General features: G+C 42.8%; 11 protein-coding genes. All 11 read left to right on the forward strand.

Translation table 11 applies throughout. The features are described from left to right. Positions 1–990: sensor histidine kinase (locus AC1DVJ_RS14640; RefSeq protein ID WP_477591846.1), on the forward strand; the 990-nt coding region annotated here is incomplete at its 5' end. Positions 991–994: 4 nt separating this feature from the next. Next, on the forward strand, positions 995–2,635 hold the full coding sequence (locus AC1DVJ_RS14645) for a response regulator transcription factor (RefSeq protein ID WP_477591848.1): 1,641 nt from the start codon (positions 995–997) through the stop codon (positions 2,633–2,635). A gap of 26 nt (positions 2,636–2,661) precedes the next feature. Beyond that, on the forward strand, positions 2,662–4,068 hold the full coding sequence (locus AC1DVJ_RS14650) for a carbohydrate ABC transporter substrate-binding protein (RefSeq protein ID WP_477591850.1): 1,407 nt from the start codon (positions 2,662–2,664) through the stop codon (positions 4,066–4,068). Positions 4,069–4,075: 7 nt separating this feature from the next. After that, positions 4,076–6,106 carry a DUF5107 domain-containing protein gene (locus AC1DVJ_RS14655; protein ID WP_477591852.1) on the forward strand — a complete coding sequence of 677 codons (2,031 nt, stop codon included), beginning with the start codon at positions 4,076–4,078 and terminating at the stop codon, positions 6,104–6,106. 24 nt (positions 6,107–6,130) lie between these two features. After that, positions 6,131–10,144 carry a glycosyl hydrolase family 95 catalytic domain-containing protein gene (locus tag AC1DVJ_RS14660; RefSeq protein ID WP_477591854.1) on the forward strand — a complete coding sequence of 1,338 codons (4,014 nt, stop codon included), beginning with the start codon at positions 6,131–6,133 and terminating at the stop codon, positions 10,142–10,144. Positions 10,145–10,171: 27 nt separating this feature from the next. After that, entirely contained in the window at positions 10,172–12,355 is a 2,184-nt protein-coding gene (locus AC1DVJ_RS14665) for a glycosyl hydrolase family 95 catalytic domain-containing protein (protein ID WP_477591856.1), read from the forward strand. Between the two features lie 328 nt (positions 12,356–12,683). Further along, entirely contained in the window at positions 12,684–17,177 is a 4,494-nt protein-coding gene (locus tag AC1DVJ_RS14670) for a discoidin domain-containing protein (RefSeq protein WP_477591858.1), read from the forward strand. 219 nt (positions 17,178–17,396) lie between these two features. Beyond that, positions 17,397–19,508: an alpha-galactosidase gene (locus AC1DVJ_RS14675; protein WP_477591860.1), complete on the forward strand. Its 2,112-nt coding sequence runs from the start codon at positions 17,397–17,399 to the stop codon at positions 19,506–19,508. Positions 19,509–19,666: 158 nt separating this feature from the next. Next, a complete protein-coding gene (locus AC1DVJ_RS14680; protein WP_477591862.1) occupies positions 19,667–21,064 on the forward strand; it encodes a response regulator transcription factor in 1,398 nt (465 codons plus the stop codon). Between the two features lie 44 nt (positions 21,065–21,108). Then, positions 21,109–22,833, forward strand: a complete 1,725-nt coding sequence (locus tag AC1DVJ_RS14685) for a cache domain-containing sensor histidine kinase (RefSeq protein WP_477591864.1) — start codon at positions 21,109–21,111, stop codon at positions 22,831–22,833. Positions 22,834–22,971: 138 nt separating this feature from the next. Further along, a complete protein-coding gene (locus AC1DVJ_RS14690; RefSeq protein ID WP_477591866.1) occupies positions 22,972–24,630 on the forward strand; it encodes a type 2 periplasmic-binding domain-containing protein in 1,659 nt (552 codons plus the stop codon). Positions 24,631–24,698: the final 68 nt, after the last annotated feature.

Here is a 24,698-nt window from a genome sequence, read left to right on the forward strand (position 1 = left end):
AAACGGTACTTTGCGTCCTATGTGCATGATGAAGCATTAAATTGGTATTTGATTGGCTTAATCCCTTTTACGTACCTTGATGCAGAATCCAAAGATATCGCGTTGACCATTATTCTTGTCATTGTTGTGTGTCTAATATTCGCACTCATATTTACTACAATAATCACTACGAGTATTTCATCACCGTTAAGAAAGCTGAACAATGCTACCGTTCGCGTCATGGATGGCAACTTTAAAACGATTATTTTTGACGAGGGTCAAGACGAAATTGGACATTTGTCAGGGAAATTCAACGAAATGATACAGGAACTTGATCAATTGATCGATAAGGTCAAGGTAGAGCAGGCAAATAAGCGAGAAGCCGAATTGAAAATGCTTCAAGCACAAATCAATCCGCACTTTTTGTTCAATACACTGAATTCGCTCAAATGGGCGGCAATGCTTAGTCAAGCGGATAGTGTAAGTGAAGGGCTGGGCGCATTAGCGGAATTGCTACGGAATACGATCGTTCACAAGGATGAACAAGTTACATTAGGGGATGAAATACATAACATATCCAATTATATCGTCATTCAGCAAGTCCGTTATGGCACCTCCTTGCAAATGCAGTATCTGATCCCGGAAGAGTTAATGAATGCTCATGTGCTCAAGTTTTTGCTTCAACCCATCGTAGAAAACGCTATCATTCATGGGCTAGAGGGATTGAATAGAGAACCTATGATTACAATTTCTGCAGAGCGAATCCAGAATGATATCCAAATAGTAGTAAGCGACAACGGGAAGGGGATTACGAAAGAAAAGCTTCAACAGCTTTTGGATTTCGATGCAAAGCCATCGACGAACCGATTGGCTAACATTGGGATTAGCAATGTTCGTGAACGTATTCAATTGCATTATGGCGACATATATGGCTTAGACATTACTAGTGAACCAGATCGCGGAACAGACATCGTCATAACGATCCCTTACATTTCTACGAAAGGAGAATGAGGTTATGCTGCGTGTTTTAGTTGTAGATGATGAGAAAATAGTAAGGATCGCGCTAAGTACGATTATCAAATGGCAGGAAAATGGCTTTGAATTGATCGGCACCGTTGCGGACGGTTTGCAAGCGCTAGAGGCTATTGCGAATAATAAGCCTGATATTGTGATCACCGATTTAAAGATGCCCAACATGGACGGTCTAGAACTCATTCGAATACTTCGTGAAAGAGAATTCGAAGGGAAAATCGTTGTGCTCAGTAACTTTGGAGATTACGAGTTAGTACGTGATGCAATGAAACTGGGTGCTGTTGATTATCTGTTGAAAGTGACACTTAAACCGAACGAATTACTCTCGGTATTGGTGAAGGCTACAGAGTTATTATCGGAAGAACGCAAACGCTCCGAGAACAACTTCCATATCCGAGTCGAGTTGAATGAGAAACAGCTTTTACAAAGAAACCATATGTGGATTGAGCTGCTCCAAGAAGATGAAAAATATTTGGATGATGCGTTGAAGACAACTGAGAAATTCGGCGTATCTGCAGATAAACTGGTGGGCCATCTTATTTATATCAAGATAGATCGTTATGAACAAGCATTGACCACCGGTAGGATAAAGAACAAAAAACTGCTCAATTTCTCCGTTGCTAATATTATCAAGGAAGCCATTTCCGATCGGTGTGCCATTGAATTGGTTGAGAATGGAGATGGGCACTATACCGTAATTGTAAATGAGTTGGATAAGAAAGAAGAAGTGAACTGGATATCACTGGCTAACAACCTGATTCAATTAATGTCTCTATATTTGAATTTAAGCATAAGTGTGGCGTTAAGCGAATCATTTAACGGCTTCGTTCAGCTTCGTGAGCAGTTTGCAAAATGTCGTCAAGCAGCGGCTGGTACCTTCTATATGGGCCCTGGCTCTGTGATCATGGCTTGTAAGCTGAACTTTCAAACAACGTTGTCACTTCTAAACCATACAGAATGGTCGAACGAGTTGAAAAATTTAATCGAAGAGGGCGATGTGACGCGGTTATCCGATTCCCTTGCAGCAATCATGATTGAAATGAGAGAAGTGATGTGCGATCCGGTCGTTTTGAAACAGTCTATTCTGGTTCTTTTGACGGATTTGGATAACATGATCGTGAAATGGGAGAGGAAGACGGGATCCAGTGAAGTAAAAATGAGAGATTCAAGTTATACCTTACCTGAGTTTCTGAAGCGGCAAGTCATGAAAGCGGAAACCTTCGAGGACTTTCATTCATCTGTCGAACAATCGTTGCAAGAAGCTGTCTTACGCTTGCAGCAAGTGAAGAGCCGGAATTGCCGGAAAGAAGTGCTGCGAGTCATCCATATTATGCAAGAGCGTTTAGATGACAAGGTAACTTTAGAAATGCTGGCTAATGAGGTCAACATGAACATCAGTTATCTGTGTCGTGTGTTTAAACAGGATACAGGAAAAAGTATTGTGCAATACCTCAATGAACTCAAAATCAACTATGCAGTTGAATTGTTAAAACAACCAGATGTGAGAGTGAAAGAAGTTTCAGCTTTGGTCGGTATTGATGATCCATTTTACTTCAACAGACTATTCAAAAAAACGCTAGGAATGAGTCCATCGGATTTTCGTAAGAGATTGCTTCTTAGTTAGCAGTAAAATAAAAGGGGAATACACTTATGCGTGTACATGTAAGTAAACAGTATGCTGTTTGGATTAGCATTCTCCTGCTTATATCGGTTTTAGCGGGCTGCAGCAACTTGTCAGAGAACAATGGAAACTCGAAGAGCTCAAGTAAGCCATTAGATGCTGCCATAAAGCCCAAAAAAGAATTTGCCAATAAACAACTGAATGTAGCTGCATTCGAAGGTGGCCAAGGAAAAGAGTATTGGGTTGCCGTGAAACAAAAATTTGAAGCGGACTATCCAGGAGTAAAGATTAATCTGACAACCAGTCCGAAAATTATGGAAATATTAAAACCGCAAATCGTTGCGGGTAACCCTCCTGATTTCATTTACATGCCTCCAAATGAAAGCACTGGCATTATTAATCAAATGTTGAAAGACAGGCGATTACTCGATTTAACCGATGTTTTCGAGGGGAATGCGCTGGAATCAGATGTACCGCTTAAAAATAAATTGATTGATGGCGTTCTTGACTATTCCAAAAAATTAGGAGACGGCAAAATTTACTATGCACCAGCCTATATGTCTCCTTTAGGATTGATCTACAATAAGGCGTTATTTGACAAGAAAGGCTGGAAAGTGCCGGAAACATGGGATGAATTTATGGCCCTCGGCGAAGTGGCGAAAGGAGAAGGAAGATCGCTTTTCACTTATCAAGGGTCAGGCGCCGGTTACAATGAAGCGATATTTTGGTCAACGGCTGCTTCTATTGGCGGTATCGATGCAGTGACCCAAGCGATGAACTATGAACGCGGTGCTTTTAAATCGCATGCGATAACGAAGGCCATGGATATTTTCTACACCATCGCGCAAAAAGGTTACCTGATGCCAGGCACGGTTGCCATGAACCATACACAAGCGCAAAGCGCGTTTCTGCTAGGTAAAGCGCTGTTTATTCCTTGTGGAACATGGATTGAGAATGAAATGAAAGATGCGCCGCGCGAGGAGGGCTTTCAATTCGGCTTCATGGCTCCCCCCGTATTCTATAACGGTGATCAACAGTACGCGAAAATCGAACTATACGATTTTTATATTCCGGCCAAAGCCAAAAATATCGAGCTAGCGAAAGAATTTTTGCGCTATCAGTATAAAGACGAGATCGTCAGACTAAATGCAGAGAAGTCCAAAGGTGTCATTGCAGTAAAAAACGGCGTTGAGATGGCAAAGCCATATATAGATTCTGTTTTTTATGATGCAATGAAAATTTTTGATCATGGTGTAAAGCCGCTAATGCTTCAATGGAAATTGACACCGAATACATCGGTGAGTATCGATGAAGCGCTCTGGATTTCCATCGGAAACGTGATGAACAAAACGATGACGGTCTCCCAGTGGCAGGATCGCGTTGAGATCGTATCTGGCCAATTGCGGAATTTAACTTCGAAAGCTGATGGGAGCTGAAAGGATAATGAAAAACAATGTTTATAACTCAACTTTATTGATTGAAGGCGCGACCTTAGAAGGCGTTAATCCTCTTCCTATGTTCAGAAACAGGAATCATCATAGAGAAGTAAAAGAAAATGGCAGCTTTACAGATACTTTAAAAGTAAATATGGGCTATGAAACCGGCGAAAGGTATTTGCCATACCGCATCCAGGACAGATACACAAGAAATCGCAAAGAAATCAGTATCAAAACGATTGTTCTGGAAAATGACATACTGCAAGCTGTTTTCCTACCTGAATATGGCGGGAGACTGTATTCACTCAAAGATAAAAGAACGGATGAAGACATTTTATATAAGAATCCTGTGTTCCAACCTGCAAATTTGGCCATCTTAAATGCTTGGTTTTCAGGAGGAATTGAGTGGAACATTGGGCAGATCGGGCATACGTTTACGACATGCTCTTCCATGCATGCTGCGAAGCTAACCGATGATGAAGGAAATGAATTTCTGCGAATCTATGAATATGAGCGTTGTAAAAATGTATTCTGGCATATTGATTTTCATTTACCTGCTGGGGCCGATAAGCTGGGCATTTATGTGCGCATCATTAACGACAATCAAATGTCGGTTCCGATGTACTGGTGGACGAATATTGCCGTTAAAGAAACGGAAAAATCGCGCATTTTTTCATCCACAAGTGAAGTGATCTACATCGATCATAAGCTGCCTGGTTTTGGAGTCGATCACCTGCCTCACTTGCCATCTGTGCCCAATACGGATGTTTCATATCCGATGCAATTTCCTTTTGCGAATGAGTATTTCTTCCAAACTTCCGAATTGACCAAATCGCCATGGGAAGCTGTAGCCTATGAGAATGGGAACTTGTTTTACGAACGATCTACATCGTTGTTAAGATATCGCAAAATGTTTTGTTGGGGTAACCATCCAGGCGGGAGACGCTGGTGTGACTTCTTAGCAAAGCCTGGCGAGGGCAATTATATCGAAGTGCAGGGCGGATTCGCTCCAACTCAGCTTCACGGCCTCGATATGCCTGCCAATACGGTATGGGATTTTACACAAATGATTGGCCAAACAAAGGTGAATTGCGAGAAGGCTGACCAAACGAATTGGGATGAAGCATGCAGCTATGTTCAATCCTGTGTGGACGAAATTTTGAGTGAGGATGACGTCTATGATATCCACGATAAGTTGCAAGCTTTTGCCGATAAAATGCCTGAAGTGATCTTGCATGCAGGTTCTGGTTGGGGAACATTAGAGCGAATGCGCAGACTAACTATGGAAAAAAGGGATGTCCCGGAAGGCTTTTATTTTCCAGAAACCGTTTTGTCGGACCAATACGACTGGCTTGTCCTATTACAAGAAGGACATCTCCCTGAGCACGATGTAAAGGATGTTCCCGCCTCATGGATGATTCAGGACGAGTGGTTGGAAATGCTCCAAGAAAGTCTCAAATCTAAGGAGAATCAAACGTGGAATGCTTATATGCATCTCGGCGTTATGTATTATGAGAGAGGTATGGAGAATGAAGCAATAGCCGCGTGGGAAAGATCGTTGGAACTTAAGCCTTCAGCCTGGGTGTATAGGAATCTTGCAGCAGTTATGAAACATCGCGAGAATTATCAATTGGCGCAGCTATTTATGGAGAAGTCATACCATATTCATAATGAGTTCCCAGATAGAGCTTTTGTAGAAGAGTACCTTAATCTATTAATACAAAGTGAAAGCTATGAAAAAGCTTGGGAAATATACGAGTCTTTAAATGAAAATGATGCCAATAGCGATCGTATACAAATCATCGTTGGTGCTGCCGCTCTTGAACTAGGTAAGGATGAATTCGTTAATCAATTGTTCACAAAGGAATTCGCCGTAATCCGTGAAGGGGAAGTGTTGATTATCGAGTTGTGGTATAAGTATCATGCCAGAAAACTCGCTCACGCTAGAAATGAAGCGCTAACGGATCAACTGCTCGAAGAGGCAAAGGCGAAATTCCCTCCTCCAACGAATATCGATTTTAGGATTCTAGGCTCATAATTACGCTAGAAGGATGGATGCAAATTGATTTCACGAAAAACAGTCGATTCTGAACGAGTTGTCGTTGATATAACAGAATTCGGTGGGAAACCTGACTCAGGTGAGGATACAGTAAAAGCTGTGCAGAGTGCTCTCGAAGCCGTTTCACACTTGGATGGGTTAGTTATCCTTGCATTTCCAAAAGGACGCTATGATTTTTACCCACAGCATGCTGCCAGAATTCCTTATTACATCTCTAACACAGCTACTGAGGAAGAAAATGAAGATGTAACGAAAACAATCGGCATTTTATTTAGAAACATGAAAAATATCATTGTCGAGGGTAACGGATCGCTATTTATGTTTCATGGCAAACAAACAATGATCGTATTAGATCAATGTGAGAATATTGAAATTCGCAACGTAAATACCGATTTTGCGCATCCGACAATGGCGGAAATGACTGTTAAAGCGAGCGGAAACGATTATATCGATGTAAAGGTTCATCCTACATCACGTTACGAGATTCAGGATGGGAAACTGTTCTGGATTGGTGAAGGCTGGCGGTTTCATAGTGGTCCTATGCAGGAATATGATCCGCTCACACATACGACTTGGCGCTGCGCCAATTGGATTGCGAATGCTGTTCGTGTTGAAGAACAAGAACCTTGCAGGCTAAGGTTGTATTACGACGCTCTTCCGGCAACGGTTGCCGGTCGGGTGCTGCAGGTTCGAGACGGCATACGTGATCAAGTAGGGGTGTTTATTCATAAGAGCATTAAAATCGCTTGGAACAATGTCGGTATGCATTATATGCATGGATTAGGCATGGTTGGCCAGTTTAGCGAAAATCTAACCTTCAACGAAATGAAGTTGGCTCCTCGTCCTGAAAGCGGACGCAAGGCTGCTGCTTTTGCTGATTTCATGCACTTCTCGGGATGTCGCGGGACAATTGCCGTTACGAATAGTCACTTGGAAGGGGCACATGACGATGCCATTAACGTCCATGGTACTCATCTGCGTATCTTAGAGAAGCGGGCTCCCCATCAGCTGCTTGTTAAGTTTATGCATGGGCAAAGTTACGGATTTGAGGCTTTTTTCCCAAGGGATATGATTGAATTTATTCGTATAGGCTCGCTAACTACATATGCCAGCGGTATGGTGAAATCGGCAGAATTCATTAGCACACGGGAAATATTGCTTACACTAGAGCAGACGTTGCCTGAAACGATTGAAGCGGATGATGTCATTGAGAACGTGACGTGGACACCGGAAGTGGAGATCAGAAACAATCATTTTGCAGCTATACCGACACGAGGCATCCTAATCTCTACGCGGCGTAAGGTTTCGATAGTAGGCAATGTATTCGAACGTACAGCTATGAGTGCAGTTCTCATTGCCAATGATGCGGAAAGTTGGTATGAGTCCGGCATGGTCAAGGATGTCACCATCCGTGACAATCGATTTATCGAGTGCGGCAACAGCGAAAATCCAGTTATTTTGATCGCTCCAGAGAATAGGGTTGTAGAAGCAGATGTTCCCGTTCACACCAATATTCATATTGAGAATAATGTGTTTCAAACGCTGGATGCACCTGTACTTGCAGCGAAGAGTACGCGGGATTTAAGATTTATCAATAATGAAATTACTGCATTATGCGCACAGCAGCAGATGGGAGCCTCAATGATTCGATTGACAGCATGCAGTGAAGTTACGATCACCGGTAATACCTTGAATGGAGAACATATGAAGATGAACTCGGATCTGAAATTACCTGATGAACGCCACGATTTGTTGTTTCGGGGACCGATACAACGTTGGGATGAAGCGCTTCCCTTAGGGAACGGTTTAACCGGGTGCCTCGTTTGGGGCGGGGATTCCAATAGTTCACCAATCAAATTCAGCTTGGACCGCGGAGATTTATGGGATACGAGACTAGCTACAGAAGTTTTGGATCCCAATTTTACATACAGTCACTTGGTTGAACTTGTAAGAAATCAAAATCAGAGTGAAATATCACGCCGATTTAGTGATTTCTTCAGCTCTCATCCGAACCCGACAAAACTGCCAGCTGGCCGAATTGAACTAAATGGCGTGTATGCGACGGAAACAATAGCATTCAAGCTGAATGTCCTCGAAGCGAAGGCAGAAGTAAGCTGGCCAAATGACGGCGCGACTACGCATTCCAAACTGGAAAGCTATTTACATGCCGAATCAGGGCTCGGATATATTCGGTTGCAGGGCGATGCAGTAAATCAAGTAAGCCTGCAGCTTGTTCCACCCGATTATACGGGCAAGTTGAATGAACGAACGGATATTCATTCTTCTTTTGAAATATCTTTAGCTTCTCTTGGCTATCCGGCTGCGGAGTTCGGCAGCGACGAAGGAACGCAATGGTTCTTGCAACGAACGAGCCATGGCTTAGCCTATGCGATAGTGGTTGCAAAGCTTCAGCAGACAGATCAGGACATCCAGTGGGTATATACGGTTGCTTCCAATTTGGACGGCGATGACTGGTTCGAGGAAGGCAAAAGTAGAGTACGGAAAGCTTTGCAATCTGGTTTCGAGGAAGCGCTGCACGTACACACGGGCTGGTGGGATCGTTATTGGCAACAAAGCGCACTGACGCTTTCTGACTTTGAAATGGAAAAAATGTGGTACTTAACGAACTATTTGTTTGGCTCCTGTTCGCGCAAAGGAGCTCCACCTATGCCGCTGCAAGGCGTGTGGACGGCTGATGAAGGCTTGCTGCCGCCTTGGAAGGGCGATTATCACCACGATTTAAACACGGAATTGTCTTACTGGCATTACTTGAAGGCGAACCATTTGCAAGAAGGTGAAAGCTTTATTGATTTTCTGTGGGACTTGCGCCCAACTGCTCACGAGTTTGCAACGTCATTTTTCGGGACGGCGGGCATCAACTTGCCTTCTGTCATGACCATTGACGGCAAACCGCTTGGCGGGTGGCCGATGTATTCCCTCAGTCCGACAAATCAAATTTGGTTATGCCAAGCATTTGACCATTATTGGCTATATACTGGTGATCGTGATTTCCTTGAAGCCAAAGCTTATGTATACCTCAAGGAGACAGCTGCTTGCATGCTTGACTTGCTGCAACCAGATGAAGAGGGCAAGCTGTATTTACCGCTGTCAAGTTCACCAGAAATACACGATGACAGCTTGCGTTCTTGGTTGACGCCGAACAGCAATTACGATTTATCGCTGCTTAGGTACCTGTTCGCCAGATTGGAGCAAATGGCTAATTTGTTAGGCAAGGACTTGGAGCGAGAGCAATGGGTAAGCGTACTAGCTAGTCTGCCTGAACTCGCTATCGATGAATCGGGGCTGATGATCAGTCCTGATGAGAGGTTGCCAGAAAGCCACAGGCATTTCTCCCATGCGATGGCGATTTATCCTCTGCAAACATTGGATTACCGAGGGTCTGTACGAGATAAGCAAATTATTGACGATACGATTTCCCATCTGGAAAAGCTCGGTAAAGGGTTATGGGTTGGATATTCATTCGCGTGGATGGCCGCACTTTACACCCGACAAGGCAATGGGGGAGCAGCACGTTACCAACTAGGCCAATTCTGGCAATACATGTGCTCGCCTAACGGCTTCCATCTGAACGGCGACTATAAAAATGCAGGAATCACGCAATTTCATTACCGGCCGTTCACGTTGGAAGGTAATATGGCGGCAGCAGATGCACTTCAGGAGATGCTGCTGCAGACGAACAACGGCGTCATTCGGCCTTTCCCGGCTGTGCCGAAGGAATGGTGGACTAACGGAGCTGAATTTCACCAATTTCGCGGCGAGATGGGTGTGCTTGTATCAGGCAGGATAGCTGCTGGTCAACTCGACTATGTCGAGTTGTTTGCCGAGAAGTGTGATGGCATCTACAAGGTGGAAAATCGGTTTAATTCAGAAAAACTAGTAATGGAACATAACGGAACAATCATTGAAATAACTTGCGAGATCGGTTCGGAATTGACGGTTCGATTGTGCAAAGGTGAAACGTGCACGATTTCGCCGGTCAAATATCATAACTCCTAATCATTCCAATAAAGGTGGAGTCTTTTTATGAGCATGAACGATAAAGAAAAGATGTCCCAATACAATGGTGTTTTCACTGCGCCACCCCAACATGTCCCGTCTACGAAAGTGGTGGATGGGCCTATCATTGGCAATGGGGATGTGGGAGTCGTTGTCAGCGGAGAACCGCACCTGCAAAAGTTCTGGATCTCGAAAACCGACTTTTGGAAAGCGAAGCGTATATATCCAAACGGAAGTCCATGCTTAATCGGTGGAATCAATCTTCATTTGCCGCTTCTCACTGGTGCTGACTACGCAAGTGAGCAACATTTGTATGAAGCGGAGATTGTATCGACTTTCCGAACAGAAGCAGGGAGTGTCAGCGTCCGTTCCTGGGTTTCGGCTAATCAAAATGTGTTGATAATTGAACTCTCATCGGATGGTATTCGTTTGCCAGTCAAAGTGGAGCTGTGGGTCCAGCCCAACCATGAGTCGCTTACAGCATCCAGTTTCAATGAGAATGTGTGGATGGCAACGCGGAAGTTTACAGGCACAGATTTGGATTGGCCTACAGAGGCTGTCCTTGCCATGCGTAATATGAATATTCATGACAATGAGTTTGTGCTTAACCCGGGTGAGAAGGTGACAATTGCTACGGTTGTAAGAACTAATCATGAGTCAGACAATTACCTTGATGAAAGTTGGAGAAGCGTCTCAGAGCTAACAGAAGCCTCTGTTACCGCGCTCAAGCAGCAGCACGAAGCATGGTGGCGTGAATTTTGGGCAAAATCATCCGTAAAAATCGGAGACGAGCTGCTCGAAAAGTTCTGGTATGGATCTCACTACATCATGGCGTGCTGCAGCCGGAACAAACAGTTTCCACCTGGTTTATTTGGGAATTGGATAACAACAGATAAACCTGAATGGGCTGGAGATTATCACTTGAATTACAATTATCAAGCGCCGTGGTGGGGCGTTTATTCATCCAATCATATTGAATTGAGTGAACCGTATGATACGCCGCTGCTGGAATATATGCCGAATGGCCGCAAGTATGCCGAACAATATTTAGGGAAAAACGGAATCTACTACGATGTCGGTATAGGGCCCAAAGGATTTTCTACTGCGCTGTCCACAACAGAGGCAAGCCTTAAATATGAGAATGGTCATTTGTTTTTGGGACAGAAAAGCAACGCGGCTCTTAGCGCAATAAATATGCTAATGCGTTTCTATTATTCATATGATTTGCAATATGCTAGTCAAGTTGCTTACCCATATCTGATCGATGTAGCTAACTTTTGGGAAGATTATTTGACATTCGAAGATAACCGTTACGTCATTTATCGTGATGCGATTCACGAAGTCCCAACATTTATGGATTCACATCCCGATGATAAGTGGCTGCATGAGTTCGAGGACATGAATCCCATCCTTTCCTTAGGGGTTGTCCAGACGGTATTTAAAGGGCTGCTCGATATGTCAAAAGAATTGGGCCTCGACGCGAATCGACGGGAAAAGTGGTCGCATATCTTGCAGCATATTAGCGATTTTCCTACGTTTGAGCGCGAAGGGAAAATGATATACCGATTAACGGAACAAGGGCGTGATTGGTGGGATGACAATACACTGGCCATTCAGCATATATGGCCGGCCGGAGCGATCGGTCTGGATTCAGATCCGAAGCTTCTTGAAATTGCAAGAAATACAATTACTATCATTAACCGTTGGAAGGATTATAACGGCTTTCCAACGATATTTACGGCTGCGGCACGGGTCGGATATGATCCCGAGATTATCTTGTACGAACTTCGACGTCAGTGTTTAGAGCATAGCTTCCCGAACCTCTTTATTTTCTTTGGCGGAGGCGGCATTGAGTGCTGTAGCGGCGTGCCTTCTGCCATCAATGAAATGCTGATGCAAAGTCATGAAGACATCATTCGCTTGTTCCCTGTCTGGCCCAAGCATAAGGATGCGCGTTTCAATCAATTGCGTACTGTGGGCGCATTTTTGGTAAGCGCTGCTCTTCGTAATGGGGTGGTTGGTGAAATTTCTATCGTTAGTGAAAAAGGCCGTCGATGTAAGCTTGAAAATCCTTGGCCAGAGGCAGTCATTACAATTACCGAGGAGCACAACGGAATTTCAGAGGTCGTCCATTATGGGCTTACGGATGAAGGACGCCAGTTGGCGTTCAATACGAAACTAGGAGCTACATATACATTTAGAGTTGTTTAACTGATAAAACACGATGCTTGAATGAAGGATTCGTCTTACATTCAAGCTTTTTTTGTATTCCCAAAATAGTCCATGTTTTTTACAAGATCGTACATGTGGTTGAGGTAAGAAACGGGCTATAATTATGATGAATTGAAACTAGATGGATTTATTTGTAAACGGTTTCAATCGCGTGAAGGGGGAGTGATGCTTACATTTTCAATAAGTAAAGTAAGTATGGATGTAGATTTGAAGTGAAGCACCTTGGTTTTTGCCTTCCATTTAATGAACATCAATGTTTACTAAAATCGAGTGAAAAGTTATGAGGAAATCGAATGGAGGTCATATTATGAAAAGTAAGTCACGGAACAAACTACTGAAACAAAGCATGTGTCTTATGCTAGCGGCATTCATTCTAGTTTCATATATCCCATTTAGTTCAAATACTGCACATGCAGCAATTGGTGATATTTATACGAAAGGCGCGCTAAAATACAGTAATAATCTGGATAACACAAATGGCTTAGTTCAGATCAACTTTGGCACCCCGCTTAATGGCGGATTTTCAACAGCGACAATAGATGGAAGAACAGCGCTCAAAGTTAATGGCAACGAAGCTCCCGATAATGGCGCAAATATTTTTGTCGTAGATACGAATTCGACTGCGGCTCCCGTAAATGCGATTGCAGAATTTGATATGAAAATTGTACCTTCACCTACTTATGGATCACAGAAATCCGGATATGTTTTTGGAGTGAATTATACGGCAACAAATGTTGAACCCAGTACCTATACCTGGTTGGCCAATCAGGATTCTAGCGTAATGAGAATAAGATCCAAGCCTCCCGGGTTTAGTGCTGCTGACAATTTACCTTCTTCTAATGGGAAAATTATAACTAACACTTGGCAGACATGGCGTATCGAGTATTACAATGAAAATTATAGAGTATATGTTGATAATCAGCTAGTAACTGACGCCAACTTTCCAGGCACAAGAACTACGCATGCGGGACTTGTAGGCTTTATGCTCTGGTCACAATCTACAAACTACATCGATAATCTTAAAGTATATGATTTGGTCGCCGTTAATCCGTCTGTTCCGGATGATAATGCACCTGTAGCTAGTTATGTATTGGAGAATGCGCAAGTTAAAGTTACTTTAGACCAGACTTTCCCTCAAGCGCTTAACTATCAGTTAAAATCAAATGGAGGAACTCTCTATGGAGGTTATCCAAATGCAGAGCATGTTGCCTATATCACTGATAGTGTAAACCCGGTTGGAACTTCATATCCTGCAACTGTTACATCGTTTACTCAGGTAGATCAGAAAGTTAACTATACATTGAGTGTGCCTAGTTTTCATGGCGGACTTCATATTGCGTATGAGTTTTCACTCGAAGGCAATGAGCTTGTTAAGAAAATAACAAGTATTACTGGAGCAGGTGAACCATTTCTAATGTCCCTCAAGCTCGATGTTCCTACCATTAGGGCGAGGGGAGATCAGGCAAATGCGAGTATTGCTTACGAATATGAAGATAATCCAGATCAGTACAATAACTACACAGGCGAAGTAAATGGTGATACCATATCTGCTGTTAGTACGTTAACTAATCGTACGGATTGGAGTTCATGGGCATTCACATATACGGATAAGATTGTAGGTTCCGTATATAATAATTTATTCGATACACCGTTGCTGGTAAAGGTACAAACATTTAATAACGTCAAGCACGCTGGCTTGTATGAGAGAGAATATTATTATCGATTTGCTTATAAACCTAATACATCAGCAGGAGCTACTCTTGGTGCTGAAACTAGTGTATTGTCAGGGCGTTTGTTCGAAAGCAGAACTTACATTGGCGGTGATTCAAATAACAACAGCGTAGTTGATTGGCAGGATGGAGCCGTTTGGGTAAGAGACCAATTGCCACAACCGTTACAAGGCATGTCGGACATTTATGCGGCTGGAGGATCATGGCAGCAAGTTCATGGCACTTTCCCGAATAACCCAACTAGCTCTGAAGTAAGATCAAGGTATTCTATTTTTGCGCCTCAAATGAGACAAATCTACTACCAAACAGAAGGTTCGCCTACAGAATTCGCCGTGGCCGGATGGCAGCAGCACGGACATGACTGGAGATGGGGAGACTGGGCACAGCCGGTAAGCCCAGGTGCAGGCGGTCTTCAGGCCATGCTCAAAGCAGAAGATGATATGAGTAGTTATGGGGGAGAAGTATCCTACCACTTAAATCAAGAACTCACCCTTGACCAAGCGRATTCCTACGATCCAAAAGTGATTTCGCGTAATGGCAGCGGGGGTTTAAATCAGTATGCCGCTGTTTTTGGTCAACACATGTTCTATAACAAATCCTACTTCTTGGATTGGGTGGCCGGGAACACGCCAACACGGATGGATAACTTCTTTACAACGCAAGGCATGCCGGCCCCTAAGATCCTTTATAATGACCAGATGTGGGATAACACAAGCCCCTATAACGGTGTKTACGGCGTGCACGAAGCATGGGCTACGGCAAAGATTTTTGAAAAATATGCCAGTTTTGGAATCAATATCGCCACTGAGGGATATCAGCCTGCCCATATAAGAAATGGTCAATTTAGCAATAAATACAGAAATAACGCAAATTCCCGAATTGATGATTTCGTGACGGCCGGTCATACTTCATACCACATTGGTTCAACTAATCAAGCTCAATTATTCAGCGGACTTATTGCAAACTCAAGCCGTTCAGGTAATTTATATCAGACTAGCAATGTATTTGCTAATGCTGTTATCGAAGATTTCTACACCTATACGTATTTGAATGCGTTTTTGCAACAGCAGCCAGCGATGGAATATATCGATAATGCACAAATGACTGCCGTAAGATGGGGCAATGACATCATTGCAAAACTTGATAAGACGCAAGGCAATAAATTTATGGTAACGCAAGGTAATGCCGTGTTTGCGGACGGTACCGACAGATTTATTCCTGATCTGCAAGTGCCTGCACAGAAGATTCATGTGTATAGCCTAGGCGGAAGCAATAGGGATTGGGTGCTTCCGACATCATGGGCAGGAGTTACGCAAGTAGACAGATATGAGCTTACAGAGTCAGGGAAGTCCTATATCGACAGAATTAATGTAACGAGTGGAAGTGTTCATTTGAATACGCCTGCAAAGGTAGCTTATATCATTGTCCCGGCAGCAACACAAGTGATTCCTGCAGGTCCAGTCAACACTGCTAAAGGAAGCACTGCGGCAGCTTCAAGTGTATCGGGATTTGATGTGGCAGCCAATGCGATTGATGGCAACAATGCCACAGTTTGGACAGCAAATGGCGGAAGCAACTCGTGGCTGGAAGTAACATTTAACCGTGAAACCGATGTAAACCGTGTAGAAATACAGGAGCAGGGCCAAAAAATCACAGGCTATAAGTTGCAGTATTTGCAAGGAGCTACTTGGGTAGATATTATAACAGGAACAACAATTGGAAATAACAAACAGGAATTGTTCCCAAATATCCGAAGTAATAAGATTAGGCTATTATTAACCAATTCGTTAAATAATCCTCAAATTAAGGAGTTTAGCGCATTTTCGGATGCCAATCTTTCTATGACAGCAACAGCAACTGCAGACTCCGGAACTACGGAGACTGTGGTGATCCCGGATGATAGAGGCGTTAATGTCAATTATACAGTGCAAGTGAATGGCTCTAGTGCAAATGACGGAGCAATAGAAACCTATTGGAAACCAACAATAACGGCAAACGCTTGGTTACAAATGGAGTTTTCAAGACCGTCTAGTGTGAGCAGAGCAGTCATCCAAGAAACCGGAAATGCTGTAACCGCATATAAAATCCAGTCCTATACAGGAACTCAATGGATTGATGTCGCTAGCGGTACAACAATCGGAGCATCTCTAGGGGTTAATTTCCCATCTGTGGTAACTCAGAAAATGAGATTGTATATTGTCTCTGCATCTGCACTTCCAAAAATTAGCGAGTTTAAGCTGTTTGGCTTACCAATCATTCAAGTTAATGTTGCTAATATTGCTCAAAATAAAACGGCAACACAAAGTTCAACCTATTCCGTTAGTGGTGCACCGCAAGTTGCGAGCCGAGCTGTAGATGGAAATACCAATGGGATTTGGAGTAACAACTCTGTTTCCTCTACCAATAGCGAAGCGCAGGCATGGTGGATGGTTGATTTGGGAAGTACATTTAATGTAGGGGATATTAAAATATATAACCGAACGGATTGTTGTAGTGATCGACTAACTGATTATAACGTAATCGTATTGGACCAAAATCAAACGCAGGTATGGTCCAACCATCAAACTACGTATCCGAATCCAAGCACAACTGTGAATGCTTCAGGCGTAAGTGGAAGATATGTTAAGATTCAATTAACAGGCACCAATTCATTAGCTCTAGCTGAAGTAGAGGTAAATGAATATGTGGCGACCACACCAACAATTGTTGATGACCCTGCACTCACATACACAGGCTCTTGGTCGACTAGCGGCTTTGGATCGGGTTATTACAATAATACAGATCACTTTACAACAACTGCGGGCAGAGAAGCACAGTACACATTTAATGGAACTAGTATTACATGGTATGGGGTTAAAGGCAGTGATCATGGAAAAGCAGACGTTTATATCGACGGTACACTCGATTCAACAGTCGACATGTATAACTCGACGAGAAGTGTATCGACGCCAGTATATACAAAAACAGGCTTATCCAGTGGCTCACACACGATTAGAATAGTCGTGAGAAGCGATAGGAACGCATCTGCTACCAATAATTATGTAGAAGTGGATTATTTACAGTATCAATAAGGTCAAGTAGTGTCTTCTATTATATGGATCTAGAAAAAAGTCCGCGTAAATCGCGGGCTTTTTTTCTAGTGTAGAAAAGTACAGGTTTTGTTCAGTTTTGTGCATTTCAAATAAAGTCCAACAGTGTTATTAATATTATAAGAATTATGAAAGGTTAAGTTACAGCTAAGGAGATCAATACGAAACAAGGAACTACCAATACAATTCGAGGTGTTTAACATGATAAAACACGATGCCACCAGAAACATTTGGGTGCTAGAAGGAAATCATATCTCCTATGCGCTAGGATTAAGTGACCTAGGCACAATTAATCATATTTATTTTGGCGAAAAGCTTCCGCACCACTCGGATTACCCTAGTGCAGGCAGTGTTGCAAATTTCCCTTATACACTTGGCAGTGAACTGAGCGAAGAGGAATATATGGGATGGGGGAAAGCGAAATTTACGGAGTCCAGCTTGAAAGTCACCTTTCATGATCATGTGAGGGATGTCATTTTGACATTTGTTGATTTTGAAATGAGTGAGAACGTACTTGTACTGAATCTGAAAGATTCCTACTATGACTTGCATGTAAAACTGTATTACAAGATTATCGCAGATTGTGATCTCATTGAAAGGTATTGTGAGATTAGTAATCGTAGCGAGAACAATATGACGTTGGAACAAGCATTAACTGGATCAATCTACGTACCGCGGGAGAAAGATTACAGACTTACGTATCTTGCGGGACGTTGGCCTGCAGATATGCAATTAAGTCGGGTCATGCTTCCAGATACGAAGCTTGTTCTTGAAAGTAGACGAGGTACGACCAGTCACTTTGCGAATCCCTTTTTCATGTTGGATATGGGTGGAAAAGCAGATGAGATACAGGGAGAAGTCTACTTTGGTGCTTTAGCTTTTAGCGGCAATTGGAAAATCGTCATTGAAAAAGACAAGTTTAATATGGTGAAAATTAGCGCAGGGGTGAATGATTTTGATTTTTCCTGGAGTTTGAAGCCTGGAGAGACCTTTCGAACGCCTTCCTATATCGTTGGCTATGTAAATAAAGGCTTTGGCGAAGCCAGCAGAAATCTTCATACCTATCAACGGAACTACGTACTGCCGATAGAGAATCGAACAAAGCTGAGAAAAACGCTCTACAATTCATGGGATGCTACCGCCTTCGATATCAATGAAAATCAACAATTGAAACTTGCAGAGATTGCGGCTTCTATTGGAGTCGAGCTGTTTGTCATGGATGATGGGTGGTTTGGTGAGCGCAATTCGGATCGAGCAGGTCTTGGAGATTGGGTGGTAAATCCGACTAAATTTCCGAACGGATTGCACGGCTTGATTCGTAAAATAAACGATCTAGGCATGGATTTCGGACTATGGGTGGAGCCGGAAATGGTGAATCCCGATAGCGATTTGTATCGCGCGCACCCTGATTGGGTCTACCATTTTGAGACGCGCGAACGAACGCTTATTAGAAATCAGCTTATTTTAAATCTGGCTAGAACTGATGTGAGAGAATACATTTATGAGGCCATAGACAGACTGCTTTCCGAGCATGCCATTGCTTTTATCAAGTGGGACATGAATCGAAATTTTAGTGAACCAGGCGCTCCCTCAATGCCTCCAGAGGAACAAAAGGAAATTTGGGTAAGGCATGCTTGGGGCGTTTATGAAATCATGGATCGGTTAAAGGAAAAGCATCCGAACGTTATCTTCCAATCCTGCTCGGGTGGGGGCGGTCGTGTGGATATGGGGATATTACAGTACTTTGATCAGGTCTGGACCAGCGATAATAATGATGCATTTGACCGGTTACGCATTCAAGAAGGGTTTTCTTATGCGTATTGCGCCAAAATCATGGAAGCATGGGTTTCCGAGGAAGTGAACTGGGTTAATGGCAGAAAACTATCATTGGCCTATCGGTTTCATTCTGCGATGATGGGAGATTTGGGCATCGGAGAAAACCTGTTGAAATGGAGTGACGAGGAAAAGCAAGAAGCGAAAGAGCTTGTTCATCTATATAAAGAAATAAGGCCGATTGTTCAGCATGGAAATCTATATCGATTACTTTCTGTAAGGGAAAATCATTTGGCTTCGGCTATGTATGTGAGTGAAAATCAAGAAGAGGCGGTCGTTTTTGCATTTTTACATTCGAATAACTTTGCAAATGAACTTCCAAAGATTCGTTTGCAGGGTCTTGATGAACAGACTCTGTATCAAGTTGAAGGCGTGGAGAAACCACTCAGCGGAAAAGCTTTAATGAAAATCGGGATTAAAGTTAATCTCAGAGGTGATTTTCAGAGTACTGTTATTCGAATTCATAAGGTTATGAAATAAATAACATATACCACTGCTTTTCTATTCGGAGAAGGCAGTTTTTTTTGTTTAAAACAATGAAATCGTTTCCAACATACAAATGCAGGATTAGTGAAAAGTTTGTTGAAATATATGTCTCTAATGATCAAGAACAGATCAACAAACCTTGAGGTGGTCTAATGCTCAAAACCCTAATCGTCGATGATGAAAAGCTTGTTCGAAAAGGAATCATTTCTATTTTTCCATGGGAGCAATATGAAATTGAAATTGTAGGCGAAGCGGGAAACGGAGAACTCGCCCTTGAAATACTGCAGGAACAAGCTATAGATCTTATTTTTGTTGATTTGACCATGCCCATTATGGGTGGTCTTGAATTGATGAAGGAGATTGGAGAACGCTTTCCCGATACTTGGATGGTCGTGCTTACTTGCCATCAAGATTTCAGCTATATTCAGGAAGCACTGCGACTAGGTGCCATTGATTATATCATTAAGACACAACTCGATCAGGAAACGATAGAACATGCCCTCGAACGAATAACCAGCCGAATCTTCAAGGAAAAGCATAATCGAATTCCCGCTCCAAGCAGCGTACGTAAGGAATATGAAATTTGCGGTCATGTGCTTGTTAGCGATAACAAATCCGAACAATTCCCTTTAGAATTTATTGAACCAGACTTGGTAATCAAAATAGAGAACGGTATGTGGTTCATCCCCTCCATGAAACATAGCGACGCATATGTTCAAGCCCAATCCGTTATATCTTGGAAAAATAATTCAATCTGGTTGGATGTTGAGGGGGAAAATCCGCAATCGACTCCGTTTTTTTATGATAAACTTCGAATGATAGTACCTTTCATTCAATTTTACCAATTCGAGCCCGGCCAAAAGATAGGAAAGCTTTCTCTGAACACGATATCTGAGTTTCGATTGAATTCTGATGAAGAGTGGCGGCTGGTAGAAGATCAGTGGCTTGATATGCGCTGGATTTATGATGATAATCATTTTGATGGATTACTCAAAAAAATGGTACATGCCATGCACGAGCCGAATAAAGTACACAATTTGATGATTGGATTATGGACCCCTTGGCTTGAAATCGTACAGAACGAACCAATTAGAGAGCGCTTACAAACCAACAGTCAATTTAACCTATGGACGGTTTGGGTAGATTGGTTGAAAGAGGCTAGAACAGCCATCCGTAACGAAATGAAGCGACATTCATATGGGGCGGAAATCGTTATTAATCTGGTGAAAGCAATTCGACATATCCAACAAACAAACGACTACACCTTTAGCCGCGATGAATTGGCAGCCAAGTATTTAATGAGTGGGAGTTACTTTAGCCAAATCTTTAAAGAAATGGTGAGGAAGCCCTATGGCGAATATCTGAAAGAAATACGGCTGCGCAAAGCTGTCGATTATTTAAACGAAACGAATCTCCCTATTTATCAAATCGCCGAACAAACTGGTTTTCAAGATGAAAAATATTTCAGCAAAGTATTTCGCCATCTCTATGGCATCAATCCGACTGATTATCGCAAACAAAGGATCTCAATAAGCGAGGAAAAAGCATGAATCGATTGAGCCTCCTTAGACCTACCTATACCTTAAAATCACGAATGATCATCATTTTATTGTTAAGCACATTGATCCCCTTATTATTATTAGGTGCAGTTTCCATTGTTTCATTTAAAAAAAGTTCCAACAATAAAATCGAATCGGGTTTGTTTAATGTTTTGAAGCTGACAAGCGCTAGCCTGCAAAGCACGCTCAACAATATGGATTACGCTTCGTTACAGCTTACGAATGAAGGCAGCGTGGGGCAAAAGTTATTAAGTTATTTATCGATGGACAGCAGTTATCAAAAATTAGAGCTTAGTCAGGCCATACAAAGTAATCTGAACCTGGTAAACTTTACAAACCCTGATCTCGGTGTCATTCTATACCGCTTATCCAAAGAAAACGAAATCCCGTTTCAAAATTTGGTGATTCGCCCTGATGCTGATTTTTCTAATCTACCTTTACTTGCGAAGTGGAAGGGTGGCGTATTTTCGGGCCCGCATCGCACCCTTTATCGATACGGGGATAACCAAGTTTTTTCGTTGCTGAGACCTGTCTATAATCCGAACAATTTTGATGAAACGAATCAAGCTTACATTTATATCGAGACGAATCTGAAATTGCTTGAAAATATTTTGAACAAGCAGCAGTATGGCATGCCCGCATCCAATGTGTTGATCAATGATGAAGGCATAATTGTTTACAGCGATGCAGTGGAATCCTATAAGCCTGGCATGCGTTTTGAAGTTGAACCCTCCACAGGTACTACGTTTAAGAGCGTCAAAGCTAATACCTATATTTTCGGACAGCGTAACGAACAAGGCTGGAGTCTGCTCGCGGTCATCAATAAAAAGGATTATGAGAATGAGTTCTATGCATGGCTTGTGAAATTCGCTTTAATCGTATGCACAAGTTTATTGTTCAGCTTGATGTTTGCTTACGTATTATGGGGAATGGTGTATCGTCCATTAAAGAGAGTGGGCAAGCAAATCGATCTGCTGGCAGATGAGCGGTTCGATTCGACCGTTGCTTATACGAACATCGCTGAATTTGATGCGCTGACGCGCAAATCATTTCAAATGAGAAATCGAATCCAAGAATTGATCGCTGACGTTGAACACCGTGAAACGAATAAGCGTAAGCTGGAGGTTGAAAAACTGCTCTACCAGATAAATCCACACTTCATTCACAATACACTGAATACCATTCAGTGGCTGGCCAAAATGAACGGACAAACCGAAATCGACAGGCTTGTTTCCGTTTTCACCCGTGTACTTAATTACAACCTTGGGAAAAAGGGGGAAATCGTACCGTTCCAGGTTGAACTTGAGGCCTTACAAGATTATGTAACTTTACAGAGGATTCGCTATGATTATGATTTTCAAGTTTTGTGCGAAATTGATGAAGGATTGCAGGGGATCGAAATTCCACGATTTATTCTTCAGCCCATTGTGGAGAATGCTATTTATCATGGACTCCATGATGAAAATGGCAAGATCTCAGTCAGCATCCGAAGGGGTGACGAGCATACCGTGCTCGTTGAAGTTAAGGATAATGGGCGAGGAATGACCCCAGAAGAAATTTCAAGAGTGATTATGGAAGAAAAGAATCCATTAAAGGAATCGGGATTAGGCATCGGTCTCGATTATGTTAAACGAATGATGGAAACGTATTACGGTGATCATAGCAGGTTTACTATTGAAAGCTTGAAAGGACAGGGTACCGTTGTCACATTAACCATGCCACTGCGAAAGCCTAAGTATGAAAATGGTCAGAACGAGTAAGAAAACGGTTTAAACGATTCTACTGTTTGATTGAAAAGACGAAATTCCTCCTGAGAACACCCCAATTCTCTCACGGATCATTTCGGGTTACTGCTATTCTAAAGATGTAGTTCAGATTAATTCAGGGGGGCAAAGGAAATGTCAAAGAAAAGGTCCGTGTTAGTCTTGGCTTCGTTAATGTTAATTGTTAGCGCTTGCAGCGAGACGAAGACTGAGGTTGCGCCTTCTAGTTCAGCAGCGTCTAGCAAAGCTTCGACCGCGCCTAGTGCAGCTTCAGTAGGTCCATACGTCAAGTATGATCAGCCTGTTACCCTCAATCTCGCTAAAGCCTACGTCACCAAAGATTTAAAGCTTCCCAATGGCGATACCGTAGGAAACAATGAGTATTTTCGTTACGTGGAGAAAAAACTAAATGTAAAGGTAAACTTAACTTGGCAAGTAGAGACCCCGGAAGCCTATGATCAAAAGATTGGCGTGTCGATCGCAGGCCGTGATTTACCAGACGCATTTCTTGTGAACGAAACGCAATTGAAGCAGCTTGTAGCGGCTAACCTGATTGAAGATCTTACAAATGTCTATAAAGACAATGCGAATGATTATATCAAAGGGCTATATAAATCCTATGATAACCGCGTTCTGGGACGAGCAACGTTTAATGGAAAGCTAATGGCGCTTCCGAATACTCAGATCGGTCAGCAATTTAACATAACCTGGATCCGCCAAGATTGGTTAGACAAATATGGATTGAAGGCGCCTCAATCGCTCGACGATTTGGTTAACATCGCCAAAACATTCGTTGATAAGAATGCCAGCGGTAAAGGAACGATTGGCTTTACAGGTATTCCGACGCTTGCGGGCTGGAATGCGACGCACGGCTTTGACCCCATTTTCGGAGCGATGAATGCTTATAAAGGTCAATGGATCAAGGATGCTTCTGGCAAGGTAACATACAGCTCAACATTGCCTGAGATGAAAACGGCGTTAGGGAAGCTGCACGACCTTTATGCTCAGGGCATTATCGACAAAGAATTTGCACTGCGTAAAGATCCTAACGAAGTAGTGGCCAACAACAAGGTTGGCATTGTTTTTGGTCCATGGTGGAGCCCTTATTGGCCGCTGCCGGACTCCTTGAAGAATGATCCTTCGGCGGAATGGAAGCCGTTCCTTGCGCCATTTGATGCGAAAGGTAAATTTAATACCGCAGATCAAGATCCAACTAGCAGTTTCCTTGTTGTCCGCAAAGGATATGCGCATCCGGAAGCAGTTGTCAGGACACTGAACGTGGAATACGACGGAATTAGACAATTTGACCCGGGAGCGAAGGACATCTATAAGGAAGTGCAGGGAGTCGGCGCTATGTGGGGATTGTGGCCGTTTACACTGCAAGTTGGTCCTGAAGATACGGTGTACCAATACGCTGCGGATATTACAAAGGCTATAGATTCCAAAAATCCGTCTTCTTTAAATGCGGAATTGAAATCCATGTATGACGATGTAATGAAAAATAAGGAAAACCCCAAAAAGGACTTAAATGTATGGAGCAATGCAATTGCAAGGACTGATGGCTCTATTTTGATGGGCTCCGATAAAGTCAACATGGTCCGGAATGTATTTTTCGGAAAAACGAAATCCATGGATCAGAAGTGGGCGACCTTGCTAAAGCTTGAAAATGAAACCTTTCTAAAAATTATCATGGGTGAAGCACCGCTGGATAGCTTTGATTCTTTCGTCTCACAATGGAACAGTCTTGGCGGTAAGGATATCATAAATGAAATTACGCAAGAAATGAACCACTAGAACATGAAGGTCAGGGGAGCGCCAGCCTGCAGCTTGGCGCTTCTCCTCTATTCACAATCGATTGGAGG

This window comes from Paenibacillus sp. P4_A9 (assembly GCF_056402415.1).